Source organism: Maridesulfovibrio pacificus (SeqCode), from assembly GCF_048612815.1.
Lineage (GTDB): Bacteria > Desulfobacterota > Desulfovibrionia > Desulfovibrionales > Desulfovibrionaceae > Maridesulfovibrio > Maridesulfovibrio pacificus.
Map to the genome: position 1 here is coordinate 1,398,665 of NZ_JBLZNE010000001.1, position 16,823 is coordinate 1,415,487.

The window sequence follows — 16,823 nt, forward strand, 5'->3', positions numbered from 1 at the left end:
TCGAAAAAGTGGTGGGAAAGTGGTGGGATTTTATTGAAAAAGAAAAATCTTCGTAAGGCTTTGAATTCATAGCAACCTCGACATTAATCGAAAATATGGTATCAAGTTTATGAGCTCTGTCTGAATTTACGCTACAGAATTAAAATTTCGACCCAGCTCCACCAAACTCTCCAAAACATCATCCGCAGCAGGCAGATCTCCATAAACGATAGCACCCAGACCATCACGATAGGCTGGCAACAAGGACTTCCACACGGCTTCCGTATCGGTAAAAATAGGACACTCGGCAATCCTCATATCCACCCACTTTGCATCACCAACCGGGGCTTCCTGGTCGAATTTGCGCACAACCTCAAGAAGCTGCTGGAAATCAGCAGAGTTAACAAACGTCTGAATCTCTTCCCGCTGCATGAGCTGGTGGATGTCGTAAATATGCCTGATCTTCTGGCGCAGGGATTCAGTTGGATTGTCGCTACAAGATGCTTTTACAATCGCCATGACTTTTTCCGTGAATGTCCGCTCAAGGCACAGGACCTGAAATGGAAAGGACTCAAGACCGAACTCTTTGATAAGCGCATCCTCTCCCCTGCTTTTCAGGAAGTCATAAATATACGTAGAAATCGGCAGCGGCTGAAATGGTGAAGGATGGGCAAAAGCATTCACTTCCAGCAAAATCTTGTTAGAAATCGGTCCGAAAGCACCTTCGAAACTTTGCGGGTAGGAATAATAGATTTTGCGGATCATGGAACCTTTGCTGCTCCCCGCAGGCTCTTCAGTCAAATCCTTGCTGGCTGCCTCTGTGATTTTCTTGAGCAGCTTCTTAATCTGGTTAGATGCGATGCCCTGTTCAGTGATTACAGCGAGGTCCACGTCTTCAGAAAAACGTTCAATGCAACCGTATGCCTTAGACAAGGAAGTGCCACCCTTAAAAACCGTAACGTCTGCAAGCTCAGTCTGGGCAATCCTATATAACGCGAGGGTCAGCCAGTAGTCCTTTTCGATAAAAATGCTTTGTAACCGCATATGTTCCGCAGTTGCCTGAATGGCATCCCGGAAAAGCTCTTTTGATTCATGAAGTCTCACATTATCCCCCACGCTTTCTTATTCTTCAAAACCGCATCCGAAACCATAACCTTGAACTTTGTGTAAGGATTCAGACTATCCCTTAAGGAGCCAATGTCTGAGGTTTTAACCATCCCTTCGCAAAGACACCCACAAAGAGCACGCACCATGGGAGGATACGATTTAGCCAACTCCACAAGCTTTTCCAGATCAGACTGTGATAGCACCATCATCCTTGTCTTGATAGCTTCAACCACATCATCAGGAGTACAATCCTGCGCCTTCTTGATAAACCGTAAAGCCTCAAGCAATTGCAACAGCGGAATATCTGCCTCTAAAATTTCATCTACGTAGCTACGCACGTACTGGACCTGAATCTTACCAATACCCTGCTTTCTTCTAGGGGCAACACTGGCAATGGTCAGCACACTCGGAACCTGTGTGGCAATCTGAAGCTGTAAGTAAACGGACTGGCCGGTAAGAATTCCGGTGATCTCATCCCCTTTGCGGGTCAGGAAGGAAATAAGCTCTTCATCAGCAGGCCCAACCGATCCGAAAAAAGTTTTCTTCGGGCGATAGAAAGTGCCCTTGGCCTGCCGGATAAGAACCTGCTTCTTGACCAGACGTCCCAAAGCCTTTGCCAGAGCCTGTGGCTTGGTTTCCTGCAAATCCTTAAAGTCACCGTAGGTTATGATTTTTCCCGGCGGAATGGATTCAATATAGTTGTTAATCTGTGCTGCAACCTGCATGGTTATATCCTCTTCTTAATCAAGAAATATTCTTTTATCGGCATATGTCAAGTTTTTGCATGTAAAAACTTGACACTCTATTCACTCGACAACACACCGCAGCGTCCCAACACAAATAAACCCTTAATGCAGAGTCATAATTCATTTAGCATTTTATGCATGCTGACAGCAGCAAACACGTACTTGTCCAAATCCTTACCCCGATAAGGAGTCTTGTTAAGCAACATGGTGATACGCCGAAGCTCCCACTCCGATTCCGGCAGCCGTCCAAGTTCGGTTTCAAGGATGAACTCAATAGCCTGCTTCATATCGTTCATGGTGCCCAGTACGCTTTTATTGTGGGTTTTACCGAATGAACATCCACCGCACTGGAGCAGAGCCTTGGCAATCCGGGTAGAATCAACATTGGCCCACTCCAGAGTCTGCCTGAAGCGATCACGGAAAATCTGGTCAAAGTTCACAAAATCCTTTTTGACCATCCTCGGAATGAAAACCGCGAATCTGGTTTCATCGTTGACCAGCAATACAGCCTTACTTCGATAAAGACGAAAGGTATTGCCATGCCAACCACGTAATCCCCGGTGATCAATCTCTTCAGCTGGCTCCTTGATACCAAGTTCATCCAATAATATTTTAGTACATCCGATGTATGGCATGGTTATCTCCATTAAGTATTCATTCGGTTAACATCCTTAAATAAAAGATATCTAGTTACTAATTTGCGGATGCCTGCACGCACAAAAACCTTAAAGTAAAACTTCAACAATCAATTTCCACCACCCAAAACATCATCTGCAACAGACGCAGCCCGCCGCAAGGCCTCATCGGCTAAATGGGCGTACCGCTGGGTCATCTGGGGACTTCCGTGGCTGAGCAGCTTCTGCAAGGTGTAGAGGTCAACCTTACCGCTTGAAGCAAGCAATGAAGCAAAGGTGTGGCGTAGTCCGTGAAGCGGCCTGAAGTCTTTGGGTAGGCCTGCCTTATCCCGAACCCTACGGGCAATCCTGACGAACTCCTTACGCTTGCCGCCATCATGGCCGGGGAAGACATATTCGCTTTCGCCTTGCTCTACCTGCTTCAGGATGTCGTAGGCGAGTTGGGCCATGGGAATCTTTTCAGTCTTGCCTTTCTTGGCTGCTTCCCCGCGCAGAGTGATGAACCGTTCTTCGAAATCAACATCTTCCCATTTTAGGGCAAAGAGTGCGCCACGACGCATGCCGGTTGTCAGAGCCAGACGGATAAGCGAAGCAGCGTTCTGGTCTTCCTCTTCATCAAGAGCCTGCCAGAAGGCCTTGAGCTGCTTTGATGTCATGCTCTCGGTTTTAACATTGTCGATCTTGGGCATTTCAAAATGAAGCAAACGAGGATCGGGGGCTGCACAGAGCCCTTTCTTGATACTAAAATTTACGATGCGCTTGAGCAGCGCAAGGACGTGTTTGGTGGTCTGCGGGGAAAGCTTCTTCAACAGATCGGAACGCAGCCGGTCAATCTCGATGGTCCTCAGCTCTCCGGTTTCCATATTGCCGAAGCCATCTTTGAGATACCTGTTGTAGCGATTGATGTCGCTCTTCAGACTTTTGGTGACTTCACCACGCTGCCGAACGTATTCATTCCAAAGCTTGTCGATGGTCCATCTGGCATTCTCGGCTTCTTTCTCTGCCTTTTTGGCGATGCGGACCTCATCGTTGGTCGGAAGGTCTCCGTCAATCTTCATGGCCCGCAGCTTTGAAGCCTTGGCCGGGGTCATGTCGTCGCGATGCTGTCGACCTGCCTTCTCTTCGATTTGTTTTCCGTGCTTGCGGTAGCGGATGAAATAGACTTTTTCGGGCTTTCCGGTCAGTTCATGCGTTTTTTCGACGTAAAACACACCAGGGTATTTCGTCTTATGCCTTGTTTCCTTTGCCATATCGCCTCCTGTTTTCCCCCACACTCTCCCCCACACTTGAGCGCAAAATGGATGAAAAGGCAAGCAAAAGGATGCAAAGCAAATTCGACTAAACCACTGAAAACATATAAAATATGAAAAGGATGAAAATAAGTGCAAACAGCTATTTACGGCCTTCTAAGCCGTTGGCCGAGGGTTCGAATCCTTCCTGCCCCGCCACATAGAAATCACAGGGTTACAAACGAAAGTTTGTAACCCTTTTTCTTTTGGATTCTGTACTATCCACGATTTAGATGGAGGATGAAAGCCCATTAAAAAGATATCCCTTAGCTTAGATTCAAAAAAAAGATGACTACACAGCAGGTGGGAATAGCTCAAGGCTAAAATCATAATCAATTCAGAATATATTTTTAACCGCAGCATATTTTAAATACATTTGCGGAATTCTCAACTTCGCTATCAGCTTATTTACAAACCTTCCTAGTCCTGCTCTTCCATGCGCTTTAATTTTTCACGTAGAGTCTTACGGTTTATGCCCAGTATCTCGGCAGCGCGAGTCTTGTTATTATCAGTCATAATCAGCACATTTTTTATGTGCTCCTGCTCCACTTCAGCCAGAGAACGGTCGACACGCTCTTCCATCGGCAAACTGAAACGCATATTAGGGGGCAGATCCGTAACCTCAATCGGATCATGGTCCACAATAACCACCATCCTCTGAATAAGGTTTTCCAATTCTCTTACGTTTCCCGGCCACGAATAGTTGCGCAAAGCAGTCAGGGCCTCATCTGTTATACTCGGCGTAGGACATTGCATGCTTTTGGAGAACTTCACCAGAAAATTACTGATCAGAATCAGAATATCATCACCACGCTCGGCAAGAGAAGGCACAGGGATATCCACCACGTGCAACCGATAATAAAGGTCCTCACGAAAGGATCCATCCTCAACGAGTCGTTTCAAATCCTTGTGAGTGGCGGCCAAAATACGGGTATCTACAGTATGCACAACGCTTGATCCAACCTTGCAGTATTCCTTGGATTGCAAAATACGCAAAAGCTTGGCCTGCATGTTGGGACTGGCATCGCCTATTTCATCAAGAAAAACAGTACCACCGTTGGCTATCTCAAAAAAACCTGCTCTGGCCTCTTTGGCACCGGTAAAGGCACCCTTAACGTGACCGAAAAGTTCACTCTCAACCAGCGAATCAGGTATTGCCGCACAGTTGACCGGAACAAACGGGGCAGCCCTGCGGTCACTGTGGTAGTGAACAGCTCTGGCTACCAACTCCTTACCCGTACCGGAATCACCGGAGATAAGAACGTTGGCGTTAGTTGCCGCAGCCTTACCGATACGACGAAAAACAAGCTGCATACCGGGAGAATTCCCGACAATGCCATAAGTTTCATCCGGGACCTCGACCGCTTTTAATGCCCGCCTGCGGTGAACACGTTCAACGATGCGGTCCATTGCACCCTGCAACTCTTCGGAAGTGAATGGCTTAGGCAGATACTCGCCTGCGCCGTCCTTTATGGCTTCCACCGCACCGGAAATTGACGGATATCCGGTTATCATCATGAGTTCTACATCGCGGTGGTTCTCACGCACGTGCCGGATCAAATCCAAACCTGTAGCCTGAGGCATCTTAAAATCTGTTATGACAATATCTATTTCATGTTCTTCAAGCAGGGACAGCGCCTCGTCCACCCGCAAACAAGTTAATACTTCGTAACCTTGTGATTCAAGATTACGCTTGAGTACTTCCAGTGTACTTTTACTGTCGTCTACCGCGAGAATTCTAATCTTTTCGCTCATCTTCCATCCGTGCGGCTATTCAACCGACTGGTTATTTTGCAGACAGGGCAAAGCTATCTCAAAACTGGTTCCGTGCCCATATTCGCTTTGCACCTGAATCAATCCTTTATGGGCTTTTACGATTCCCAAAACAACTGAAAGCCCCAACCCGGTTCCCTTATCAACGTCCTTGGTAGTGAAAAAAGGATTAAAAATCTGTTTTAAATCATCAGCATGAATACCCGGTCCATTATCGTCCACAATGATATACACGTCATTACCATCACTGAGAGTCTTTATGGTCAACACCCCGCCTTCATCCATAGCCTGAATGGCATTGGCAGCCAAATTGACAATGACCTGTTTGATATGCCGGGGGTCAGCAGACACCAGTGGAAGTTTTTCATCAAATTCACAACGAATCTCAATATTACCGCGTTTAGCTGCAGTCCCGGTTATGCGCAGAGCATCTCGAATAGTCTGATTTAAATCTGTCGGAATAAATTGAGGCGGCAACTGCCTGCTGAAAAACATGATCTTCTTTATGATCTCACGCGCATGCAGCGAAGAATCAACTATATTATCTAAATCCATGCGCACCTGATCAGGCAGTTCAGGAGTCTGCAATGCAAGCTGTGCATAACCGAGAATATTAGCCAACGGTTCATTGATTTCATGCGCCACCCCGGCAGAGAATTGCCCAATTTTGGCTAACCGGTCCGCTTGCCGCAACTGCTGCTCAAGCTCTTGACGAGCAGTCTTAATCTCTTTCTTACCTACAATGAGCCCGATCTGCTGTGCCGTTGTAACCAACAACTCATTTTCATCTTCAAGAAAAATGGATTCCCCTTTTCTCTTATGACCTGCATATTCTACAGACACAGTTATAGATCCGCGTATATCCGGTCCGGACTCAATCGACTCAACTAAAACATTATCCGTCTTATGGTACCCTTCTGTTTCCCAGCAACGATTGCCGATGCGCAGACGAATATGAGTCTTCTCCGGATTTTGAAATCCAGAAGGAAGCAGGTTTACTATTTTTCTAAGGGTCTCTTTTAAATCCAAATCACCGTCAGCCCCGAGCTTACTGATCTCATATAAGCAATTAAGCTCCTTATTGCGTTCAATCAGGTTGAACCGCTCCCGAAGCAGACCATTCTGACGCCGCATGTGCTCGGTAACATCCTGTCCTACACAAAGGATACTGATTGTACTGGAATCCGAGTCAGTTAAGGCTTTTAGATTCCAATCAATATAAATTTTTTCTCCGCTTCTGGCCCTGATACTGCCGGATATTCTGGAAATATCCTTTTTCCCAGCCTTATCCAGCACCTCTTTACGTGAATCATCACGCTGTTCCTGAGGTATAAAGGTCTCAAACCAATCCTTGCCAGCCAATTCCTGCATGGAATAACCGGACAACGATTCGAGCATGGAGTTGCCGTGGATAATAACACCGTCTAAATCAAGTGTGACCACAATGCCATGACTCAACTGCATTATAGTGTCATAATATTCCTGAAGATTCATAATTAAAACCTCATGTTCAAGAATACGGCAAAGTTATATGTGAGTAAAGCATGAACGGACGATCCGGCAAGGAAGGAAGCCGGACCGCCCGCCACATATCTTAGGAAATCATACAAATTCCCTAATGCCCAAGATTCAGACCCCATCCTTCGAATACAAACAGGATGGCGAATCCGTACCACAAAGTATAAACCACATAAAAGATCAGAGAGAAGATAACCAGACCGAGTTCATCAGTTATGTCGAGAGGCGCAATCTCATAGTAATTGTATGCGGTCTCAACTGCCTTCTTCATTACGGTAGATGTTACCTTGGCAACTTTAAACTCTTCCTGACCGTTCAGAGCCTTTTCCATCAGCACTAAAGAAGTCCACCAGTTAAAAGTGGTCCTGCGTGCCTCTACACCATACTTAGCTTCGATGGCTTCTGCATCGTTATGATACATGAGTTCCGCATCATCAAGGCTGGCGTTGAGTATATCCACCACAGAACCGGTAACTTCAAGGGCCTTTCCATTTAAGCTTACCTTTACCCCGGCTTTTTCAAACAACTTGGCAGACTGTTCTGCCTGTACACCAGTAGTATAGGTCAGCTTGAGAGTCAGATCCTTCTTAACCGCAGGGTCTTTTACTTCCTCACGCAGTGGAGCCACATAGTTAACTGACCCCTTGGATATTGAGTTGTACATGGCATCGAGATATGCCATCGCATTCCTTCCGTCGAAGATGGGCTGGAACATCACAGCAAGTACAATGAAGAAAACTGCGAGAAGTGCCAGACCGCCAGAGAATTCTTTTTTGTTAACAATCATTTTAGTGTGCCCCTTCTGACTTAAGATTCGGGATATTCTTTAAGAAAGTACCGATAACCCAGACTGAAAAACCGCCAATTACTACAAAGAACGCCCAGATACCTATAGTGTTAAGGGTATCGCCAAGGGCCGGAGAAATCGGGATGTATCCCATTTCACCCAGCTTTCCGGGCAGAGCAAAAATACGGTTAACAAAACCGGCCAGAACAGCCATGGCATAAAATCCGCGAATGGTAATACCGGGAACAACCTTAGTTACCAGTGCGCCAATCTGAATACCGAGCAGGGAACCAAGCAACATACCCATTGCAAGAGTATAGAAGATGAACCCGTATATGGCATACTGGGAAATAGAGGCGAAACCTGCGGTAAAAACAATCTGGAAGATATCAGTACCAACAGTTGTCATAGAGGATACGCCAAGTACGTATACAAAGATGGGGAAGGTAAGGAATCCTCCGCCTACACCCATAATACCTGCGGCCAGACCTACCAGTGCACCGGAAAGGACCAAAAAGACCCATGAAATCTGACGTCCGCCGGGAGTAAGGTCCTGATCGAATTTTACCATGGGCGGAAAGTTAACGGACTGCAGGGACTTACTGAGAGCACCCAGTTCAGCTCCTTCTCCGCCGCCGTGCGCAGAACCACCGGAACCGGCCTTGCGGGCTTTCAGGTAGTCAAACATGGCGTAGAACCCGAGGAATCCGAGCATTAAGGAGTAGACAGTCGTAATAAATGCATCGGAAAGAACGGGGTTAATCTCATAAAGAACACGGTTGATAATACCGCCCGCAGTGGCGCCGAGAATTGCACCGATAAGGAACACTACTGCCAGAGGCACGGATACGTTACCCATCTTACGATGGATGACGCTACCCATAATCGCCTTGGCGAAAATGTGGAACAAGTCGGTACCAACAGCCAGAATACCCTTAATACCGGCACTCATAAGTGCAGGGGCGATAATAAATCCACCGCCAGCGCCGATACAGCCGGTAATCAGTCCTGCACCAAGACCGATGGCTATCGAGACCATGAAAATACCGAAGCTGTAAAAAGCCGGGCTATAAGCTTTTTTACCGCCGAGAAGGTCCGGAAGAACCGGCGCAATATCATCGGCAAAAGCAATACCGCCCAAGATTACGGGAATCAGCATCAGCCCGAGCAGCATACGTAATTTTTTGCTGCCCATGATCGCCTTTGCATTATCGATCTCCCAGCGGGCCATGTAACCGGCCCCAGCCATCATAAATCTACCCCATTGATTGAAAAAACTCATGATTATCCTCACAAATTCATTTCTATTGTTACCTTCGCTCCGGCCAGCTTTTCAAAACTTGCTACCCGGACCTTAATTACTATTTGCAGCCACATCCTTGATCTTTCCGATCAGTTCATCCGCATTAATCGGCTTAAGGAGATACTCCGATGCACCCATAGCCTGACAGGATATGACAAGATCAGGACTTATATGAGCTGTGAGCATCAAAACCCCAATCTGCGGATAAAGTCGCTTTATTTCTCCAAGAAGCCTGACTCCGTCCCTGCCGGGCATTTTGACATCAAGCAGAACAACATCCATCACTTTAAGCCTGAGCGTCTCCATGGCTTCATTTGCGCATGAAGCCGTGCTGACATCCACCCCCCGCTTCTCAAGCCTGCAAGCAAGCACGCGGGAGAAATCTACTTCATCGTCAACCAGAAGAACTTTAATCCTTTTCATGGACATTCTCCTTCCGGATACATACCTGCCGTATTTTTTCTAACAGCAGTTCGAAATCAACCGGCTTAGACAGATAATCTGCAACTCCTAACCTGATGCTCTCGGCGGCAGCCTTTTCACAACCGTGACCGGTGAGCATCAAAACCGGCAGTTCCGGAGCAAGCATCTTGAAAACTTTCAAAATTTCGATTCCATCCATGCCTTCAAGCTTCAGATCAAGGACCGCGACATCAAACTCTTTTTCGCGGAGCATTCTCACTGCGTCCTCACCGCGATAAGCGGTTTCAACAAGAATGCCCCGCCTGCTCAATCGTTTACGCAATACCTCCGCAAAGCCGACCTCATCGTCGACCATGAGCAGCTTTATTGCCTTGTTGTCATTCCTCATCTGAACACCATCGGCCCCTTAAGCCATTCGATTGGTTATCTCATCGATACGAGCCATGGTTTCTTCATCTTCATGCTCGTGATACAGCTTCATTGCTGCACGTATTTTTTCAACGAGATCATCAATTGAACACGGCTTCATAAGATAATCGAAGGCACCGTTCTGCATGCCGGTTATTGCCGACTCCACTGTTGCATGGCCGGTGAGCATAATTACCTCGACCAGGGGAAAATCCCTTTTGATTTCCTGCAACACGGTAAGCCCGTCCTTATAGGGCATCTTCACATCCAGAATGACCACTTCAATTCCGGGATTTTTGCCCAACAGACTCAGGCCTTCATCACCGCTATAAGCTTTGTGGACAGTCATGTTGCGTCGCTCAAGCCTCTTAGCCATAGCTTCTACAAAAGCTTCCTCATCATCCACGAACAGAATGGTTGCGTCCGTCATGATCTTCCTCCTTGTTGTATTCATGAACACTTTCGGAATGAGGCAGGGGTAACCAGATATTAAAGCGGGCTCCCCGACCCAAGTCGCTTTCAACCTCTATTTCGCCGCCCATTTGATGGACAAGTCCGTAACAAATGGACAATCCCAGTCCGCTTCCCTTACCCACCGGTTTAGTGGTGAAAAAGGGATCAAAAATTCTGCCAAGATTGGCTGCCGGAATACCGGGGCCCGTATCTGCAATAGAGATCAAAGCGTGCTCATTCTCGGCATGGCAGCTGATCATAAGTTTTCCACCCTTGGATTCCATGGCCTGAATGGCATTGTTGATCAGGTTCAGGAAAACCTGCTGCAACTCTGAAACAGAAGCCCGGACCGGAGGCATGCCTTTATCCAGATCAAGTGAAAGCTCCACCTGAGCATAGCGGGCCTGCTGCATTGATATTTCAACAATCTCTTCAATAAGACCCGGAAGCTGAACATCGGCGACACGAGAATCGGTCTGACGAGCAAAACTGAGCAGCTTATGGGTAATATCTTTGCAACGTCCACCCTGAGTACGGACCTGTTCCAAAGCTCTGCTGATCTCTGTGTAACTGGTGATCTCACCTTCCTCGTCTTCAAGCAGATCCTGAACCCAACCGGCTTCTTCAATCATTATGGCAACCGGATTATTGATTTCGTGCGCTATACCTGCTGCCAACTCACCAATGGAGGCCAGCTTTCCGGTTTCCACCATCTGCCTGTTCATCAGCTCATTTTCTTCATCAATGGCCTGAAAACGGACGACCAGTTTTCTGGAGAGATAAATGGCCATCACGACAATCGCGATTCCTCCGGAAAGGAAAATAGCCAAGGTAAATGATTCACTGCGGATCATGGCGGAAAATGCATCACTTGCATCCTGCTGGTAGACCAGCTTCCAATCCCCATCCTTAAGCTGGGAAGAAACCGTCACGTATTCTTCCCCGTCACTGCCATGAGAAAGCTGCACAACAACTCCATCCTCGGCCTGAAAGCGGCGCACGGTCTCATAAGGAGTCAGCACCAAATTGCTTTCACGGTTAGCCGGCGGCTTGGTCTGAAAAACTCCACTGCGATTAAGTATGTAAGCGTATCCGGTCTCACCGATGCGAATGTTCTCGACAAGATGTGAAAATGCCAGGAAATCTATAGTTGCACGCAAGGTCCACTCGCGTCCGTCAGGATCAGCTCCGCCCTGTTCGCTGTTGACTGCGATGATGAAATGAGGTGATTGGCGTAAGCCCATAAACACATCACTGATCCCGGTGACCTTTCCACGGCTGTTCAAGAACCAGTTGGCACCAGAGTAATCCGCTCTGAGCAGGTTAAACGGCCCGGCATAAGCAACCTGACGGCCACTCTCATCAACAACACCCAGATCCACAAATATAAGCCCGTACTGCTGCTGCATGGACTTGAGAGTCTTTTCCAGAAACACCGGATCGGTCAGCTGATCATAGGAGTAAGCACGGGTAAGAAACTGCAGTTCAGCCTGCTTCTCTCTGAGAAAGGTGTTAACGTTGTCCTTATGCTTATCCACCACCTCAGCTAAATGAGCATAGACCTTAGCGCGGTAGATGGAACGAAATTGGTCGAAGATAAGGCCGCCCACCAAAATCAACGGTGCAATGGATACCGTGATCACGATGAGGGCGACCTTGCGGGAAAGCTTGTCGTATGAGGTCTTGTTTTCAGTCTGCATATTCGTTTCCATTCTTTTATCTGCTTAAGGCTACGGCCCCCACTGAGGGGGGTGGTCCCTAACACCCCAGAGCAAACGCTGTGCCACACTACGAGCTGGACAGTTTGACCCCACTCAGAGAACACAACAGAATAACACACTGAAATAATGAATTTTTACTGATAAAAACAGGATCGCAAAGCCTATTTAAGCACGAAAGAGCATCTCAACTAAAAAGCCTGTTTTGCTCACAATTAGTCACTATCGATACCTTTCACCCCGTGCGGTACAAATTGTGCCGACGCACACAAAAGAGGACATCTCCCCCTCGTCTGTTACTAAATTCACAAAGATACAGATATTGAAAATAAACCTACTGGCACGAAATGAACCACCTGCCGGAGAAATACAGGAGACAGGCAGATTCCTAATTCATATTTGATGGACTTTTTTTGAATACGGCAAAATAGATTGTTCAAGGAGATATGCGCTAAACCCAGCCTACACCGGCTATATTTACCGTTTGAAAGAGACATTTGGCATATAGATTGTAGTTTAGGCAGGACAGACGTAAAACTATGGGGGAAGACATGAAACAGATTCGAGTACTTATTATTGACGATGAAATAGGATTTTCTTCAGTCCTCGCCAAGAGACTCGGCAGGAGAGAAGTAGACGTAAGTACTGCCTGCTGTGGAGAAGAGGCACTGAACCTACTTACACAAAATACATATCATGTAGCTATACTGGACATGAATATGCCCGGTATGAACGGACTTCAGGTTCTTAGAGCTATAAAAAAAGACTATCCATTTGTGGAAGTAATTCTACTGACCGGAAACGCGGATATAAAAAGTGCACAAGCATCCATGAATGCAGGAGCATTCGACTTCATTCTCAAACCTGCTGATACCGAAATTATCAGCAACAAAATCATCGATGCAGCCCGGATCAGCGGACATCAGAACCGAATCTAAATCGACATTGGCAAGGGTTGCTCCGGCTACGTTTCAGAAGCATCATCCTTGACCTCAAACATCTTGAAGTCATTGAAGAAACGTTGCCTGTATGTCTCTACCTGCTTCGGACTGGTCATGATCATATCCAACTGGCGGGTATGGGTGATCAGATAGCCCAAAACCTTTAGGTGGTATTCCATATCCTGACGGTTAAGCCCCTCAAGACGCGCGTTCAGGTTATCTTCCCGAATGCGGACCCTGAAATCGAGCTCCTCAAGTATTTCACCGATAAATCTAGCCCTTAGAATCCTTCGCTCCGGGTTTGCAGCCCCGCCCTTGAACTGGAAACTGGCATAATTCTCCACTGTCCGCTCACCCACCAATGACTCCACGGAACAAAAATGGAAACCGAATCTGGATTGCAAGCAGCAATAATTCTCTGAAATCATGAAATAATTCTTTTGGGTATAGGATGAACGCGAAGCCACATTCAAATTAGGATTCATAGTCGCTTCGAACATGACCGACATAAGCCCTTTGCCATGAATGGCAGGAGGGCCATCCCAGACAACTGCCTGCATACCGGCCCAGAGCGCGCGCATGGGAATGGAACGGACATGCTCCATGAAGACACATTTCTGGTTAATCTCACTCTCATCACTGACACCGTTACCCAGATCCAGAATCCAGAACTGTCTAGGAACATTACATACTAGCTGTCTCGATGCAGCAGCAATGTGCTCATCACTGATACCGAATCCGAACATCTCGCGGACAGCCATTTCATGACAGAATCTCATTATATCATGATAAGTCCGACACTTAGAGGGCCTGAAATCGGGCGAATCCGAATCAGTAAGATTAAGCCGGACAATATAGCGAGCAGCCCTGCGCAGGGAAGCCTGTACAGGACTCCCCTTCATCAGTCGCTTGCGCGGCTTCTCAGTAACTAAAGAATCCATAGACCCGGAATAGATAGCATGACCGTCTGCATCAACAGTAACGATCTGTCCTGATTCAAGTTTTTCAAGAGCATCCTTTACACCGAATAAAGCCGGGACCCCGAATTCACGGGCAACATTAGCCAGATGTCCGGCCAAACCGCCCTGCTCAGTGATTACAGCGCTGCAACGGTCCAATAGAGCAGCGCGGTTAGGCAGGGCTTGCTTGAGCACCATTACCCCACCATCAGGAAAGGAAAGTTTATCCGCGCTCTTACGGATGGGAAACACTGGTCCTATACCAACCCCGGGACTGGCTGTTTTACCACCGGAAAGTAACGGTGCAGGCAGATCGGGATCACCAAAAGCATGCTCTTCAGTATCGTTTTCAATAAGTAATAGCGGACGGCATTGCAGCAAAACAAAGGTTCCGTCTTCGGTAAAGGTCCATTCGATGTCCTGAGGGGTTCCAAAAAAATCTTCTAACTGTATGACTGTCTCAGACACCAGAATAGCCTGATCCTCGCTTAATGAGGGTTGAAGTGCTTCCTCGCCAAGCTGGACAGTTGCACAGACCCCCTCAGCAGTATCACATACGAATCTGCTGTTTTTCGCAGCAATTTCGGTCTTCAAGACCTGCGCCGGACTACCGCGCGATACGATAAATTCATCAGTCTCGGCAGAGCCGTCCACTACAGCCTTCGGCAACCCCCACACGGAATAGATGTTGACATTACGGTCACGTACATTCACAGGACTTCGCGAATAAGCCACTCCGGACGAGCTGGCATGTATCATCTCAATACATCCCACGCTCATAGCCATATCCTCATCCCGCAACCCGCGATTATTGCGATAGGCCATGGCCTGCAAGGAATACTTGGATGCCATAACTTCCTTCACCGCAGCAGTCAGAGAATCCCTTCCGACATTAAGTATGGAGCGGTATTGCCCCGCAAAGGCCGCACCCTCCAAATCTTCACCGAGCGCACTTGAACGTACAGCTAGATTAACTTCTCTGCCCAACTCTGCACAGAGAGTGTCGTATGCATCCAAAATCGCATCAGAAAGCTCTTCAGGCAGCTTAGTCTCCAGAATCAATCCCATTACCGCTGAAGAAAGCTGAAAAATCTCATTGCGGTCATTCAAGTCCGTAGATTGAATACGCCGGTCGATTTCCTTCTGTAGCCCTCCAGAATTCATAAACAAATTAAAGGCTGCAGTTGAAACCACAAACCCCGGAGGAATATTCAAATCAAGCTTGGCCCCGGCTTCACCAAGCAACGCCATTTTAGGACCACAAAGATCTATTTGTTCTCTCCCGACTTCATTCAGATTTAAGACCAAATCGCCTTCTCCGGTAAGGTGCACCGGATCAATATGCTCAGCAATTCGTTCCTGTATCTCTTCAAACCGATCATACAATTTGAGATATCCATCCGGCTTAAGCTCATTGAGATATTTGATCATTTGATAGGTTGATACGGAAATACGAGTGCATTGAGCTCGGACATAGTGCATTCCGTATGGAGTATACCCGCGTAGGGCTTCCTCCAACTCAGCTACATATTCATGCATTCTGGTATTGGCCTGGATAAGCATACGAAAACTATTGTAGCGGTCAGTAAGCATCTGCCGGGCTAATTCCGGATCAATACTTTCCTTTTTCTTTTTCCCGAAAGGTAACCAATCAAAGAGACTCATAGGGCAATATCCTTATGAAATTACGAAAACACCAATGCCGTAATTGTCGCCCGAGACACATATCAGGCCAATACATTATCAGCACAGGAAAATACAAAGAGTCACACCAATACACACTTCGTAGCCTACCGACATATCACCATAATAACAATCTCCGGAACGAGAGGTAAATATCAGCAAACCCGAAATTTACCTTTGCAAAATTAGTGCAACACGAACGAAGACGTCTTCGGAAAATCAACCATAAACGGTACCCACCAATGCACTACGACAAAAAGATGAAATTCACACCGTTATCAGAGTAAGTACTTGCTTTAAGGAAAAAGTACGATATTCTTTCAGAACTTCTACCCGAACTCCATGAATAACTAGATGACAATAAAAACTGTAACGCCCTAACAAGAAGGCTAAAACCTTAATCATCAACCTAAGAACAAAGAAGGAAAAATAAAATGAGTAACCTCCATGAACAACTGGACGAAATACAACGTAATGCAAAACAGAACATACCCACTGACACCTTCAATACCATGCTTGATGAAACTGCTAAACTTAAAGCTTCAGGAATAGAAGGCAAAGCTGTACAGAACGGCGAAAAAGCACCGGACTTCACCCTTCCCAACCACCTGGGGCTGGACATTAATCTTGGAGCAATGCTTAAAGGAGGTCCGGTTGTGGTCAGCTTCTACCGGGGAGGATGGTGACCCTACTGCAACATAGAGCTGGTAGCTCTTCAAAAAAAACTCCCGGAAATCGAATCCCTCGGCGCAAAACTTATCTGCATTACTCCTGAAACACCGGACAACACCCTGTCAACAAAGGAAAAGCAGGGACTTACGTTCGAAGTACTCTACGATGCAGGCAACAAGGTCGCTGAATCCTACGGACTGGTATTCTCCCTCAGTAACGATCTAAAAGAAATCTATAGCGGTTTCGGAATCAACCTTGACGTTCAGAACGGTGACGATACTTGGGCCCTGCCGTTACCTGCCACATATGTCATCAAATCCGATGGAACTGTGGCATACCATTTCGCTGATGCGGATTACATTAAACGTCTTGAGCCGGAAGAAATCGTAACAGCCTTGAAAAATCTTTAGTCTTTCCCGCTAAAAACAA

At 46.9% G+C, this 16,823-nt stretch carries 15 protein-coding genes; 2 read left to right on the forward strand and 13 right to left on the reverse strand.

Annotated features, from left to right (window positions below; translation table 11 throughout):
* Positions 1-126: 126 nt before the first annotated feature.
* The 12 genes from ACNI23_RS06530 to ACNI23_RS06585 form a co-directional block, all read right to left on the reverse strand.
* Positions 127-1,083, reverse strand: coding sequence for a nucleotidyl transferase AbiEii/AbiGii toxin family protein (locus ACNI23_RS06530; protein ID WP_420247394.1), 957 nt, complete (start codon positions 1,081-1,083; stop codon positions 127-129).
* Complete coding sequence (locus ACNI23_RS06535; protein ID WP_420247395.1) at positions 1,080-1,811, reverse strand: DUF6088 family protein; 732 nt, start codon at positions 1,809-1,811, stop codon at positions 1,080-1,082. Before ACNI23_RS06535 ends, ACNI23_RS06530 begins: the two co-directional genes overlap by 4 nt.
* 134 nt (positions 1,812-1,945) lie before the next feature.
* Entirely contained in the window at positions 1,946-2,467 is a 522-nt protein-coding gene (locus ACNI23_RS06540; RefSeq protein WP_420247396.1) for a DUF6933 domain-containing protein, read from the reverse strand.
* A 110-nt stretch (positions 2,468-2,577) separates the two neighbouring features.
* Positions 2,578-3,717, reverse strand: a complete 1,140-nt coding sequence (locus ACNI23_RS06545; protein ID WP_420247397.1) for a tyrosine-type recombinase/integrase — start codon at positions 3,715-3,717, stop codon at positions 2,578-2,580.
* A 459-nt stretch (positions 3,718-4,176) separates the two neighbouring features.
* Positions 4,177-5,511 carry a sigma-54-dependent transcriptional regulator gene (locus tag ACNI23_RS06550; RefSeq protein ID WP_420247398.1) on the reverse strand — a complete coding sequence of 445 codons (1,335 nt, stop codon included), beginning with the start codon at positions 5,509-5,511 and terminating at the stop codon, positions 4,177-4,179.
* A gap of 15 nt (positions 5,512-5,526) precedes the next feature.
* The gene (locus ACNI23_RS06555; RefSeq protein WP_420247399.1) at positions 5,527-7,023 is read right to left on the reverse strand and encodes a PAS domain-containing sensor histidine kinase; all 1,497 of its coding nucleotides are present in this window, start codon (positions 7,021-7,023) and stop codon (positions 5,527-5,529) included.
* A 121-nt stretch (positions 7,024-7,144) separates the two neighbouring features.
* Positions 7,145-7,834, reverse strand: coding sequence for a hypothetical protein (locus ACNI23_RS06560; RefSeq protein WP_420247400.1), 690 nt, complete (start codon positions 7,832-7,834; stop codon positions 7,145-7,147).
* Between the two features lies 1 nt (position 7,835).
* Positions 7,836-9,116: a sulfite exporter TauE/SafE family protein gene (locus ACNI23_RS06565; RefSeq protein ID WP_420247401.1), complete on the reverse strand. Its 1,281-nt coding sequence runs from the start codon at positions 9,114-9,116 to the stop codon at positions 7,836-7,838.
* A gap of 72 nt (positions 9,117-9,188) precedes the next feature.
* On the reverse strand, positions 9,189-9,560 hold the full coding sequence (locus ACNI23_RS06570; protein WP_420247402.1) for a response regulator: 372 nt from the start codon (positions 9,558-9,560) through the stop codon (positions 9,189-9,191).
* Positions 9,547-9,948: a response regulator gene (locus ACNI23_RS06575; protein WP_420247403.1), complete on the reverse strand. Its 402-nt coding sequence runs from the start codon at positions 9,946-9,948 to the stop codon at positions 9,547-9,549. Before ACNI23_RS06575 ends, ACNI23_RS06570 begins: the two co-directional genes overlap by 14 nt.
* An 18-nt stretch (positions 9,949-9,966) precedes the next feature.
* Positions 9,967-10,398: a response regulator gene (locus ACNI23_RS06580; RefSeq protein ID WP_420247404.1), complete on the reverse strand. Its 432-nt coding sequence runs from the start codon at positions 10,396-10,398 to the stop codon at positions 9,967-9,969.
* Positions 10,367-12,133 (reverse strand): sensor histidine kinase, encoded by a 1,767-nt coding sequence (locus tag ACNI23_RS06585; RefSeq protein WP_420247405.1) that lies wholly within the window; start codon positions 12,131-12,133, stop codon positions 10,367-10,369. The genes ACNI23_RS06580 and ACNI23_RS06585 overlap by 32 nt, the downstream gene beginning before the upstream one ends.
* A gap of 557 nt (positions 12,134-12,690) precedes the next feature.
* Between ACNI23_RS06585 and ACNI23_RS06590 the strand changes: the two genes are divergently transcribed.
* The gene (locus tag ACNI23_RS06590; RefSeq protein ID WP_420247406.1) at positions 12,691-13,077 is read left to right on the forward strand and encodes a response regulator; all 387 of its coding nucleotides are present in this window, start codon (positions 12,691-12,693) and stop codon (positions 13,075-13,077) included.
* Positions 13,078-13,103: 26 nt separating this feature from the next.
* Here the strand turns inward: ACNI23_RS06590 and ACNI23_RS06595 are convergent, their stop codons facing one another.
* Positions 13,104-15,704 carry a PEP/pyruvate-binding domain-containing protein gene (locus ACNI23_RS06595; RefSeq protein WP_420247407.1) on the reverse strand — a complete coding sequence of 867 codons (2,601 nt, stop codon included), beginning with the start codon at positions 15,702-15,704 and terminating at the stop codon, positions 13,104-13,106.
* Between the two features lie 452 nt (positions 15,705-16,156).
* Here ACNI23_RS06595 and ACNI23_RS06600 point away from each other — a divergent pair, with 452 nt between their 5' ends.
* Positions 16,157-16,804, forward strand: coding sequence for a peroxiredoxin-like family protein (locus tag ACNI23_RS06600; protein WP_420247408.1), 648 nt, complete (start codon positions 16,157-16,159; stop codon positions 16,802-16,804).
* Positions 16,805-16,823: the final 19 nt, after the last annotated feature.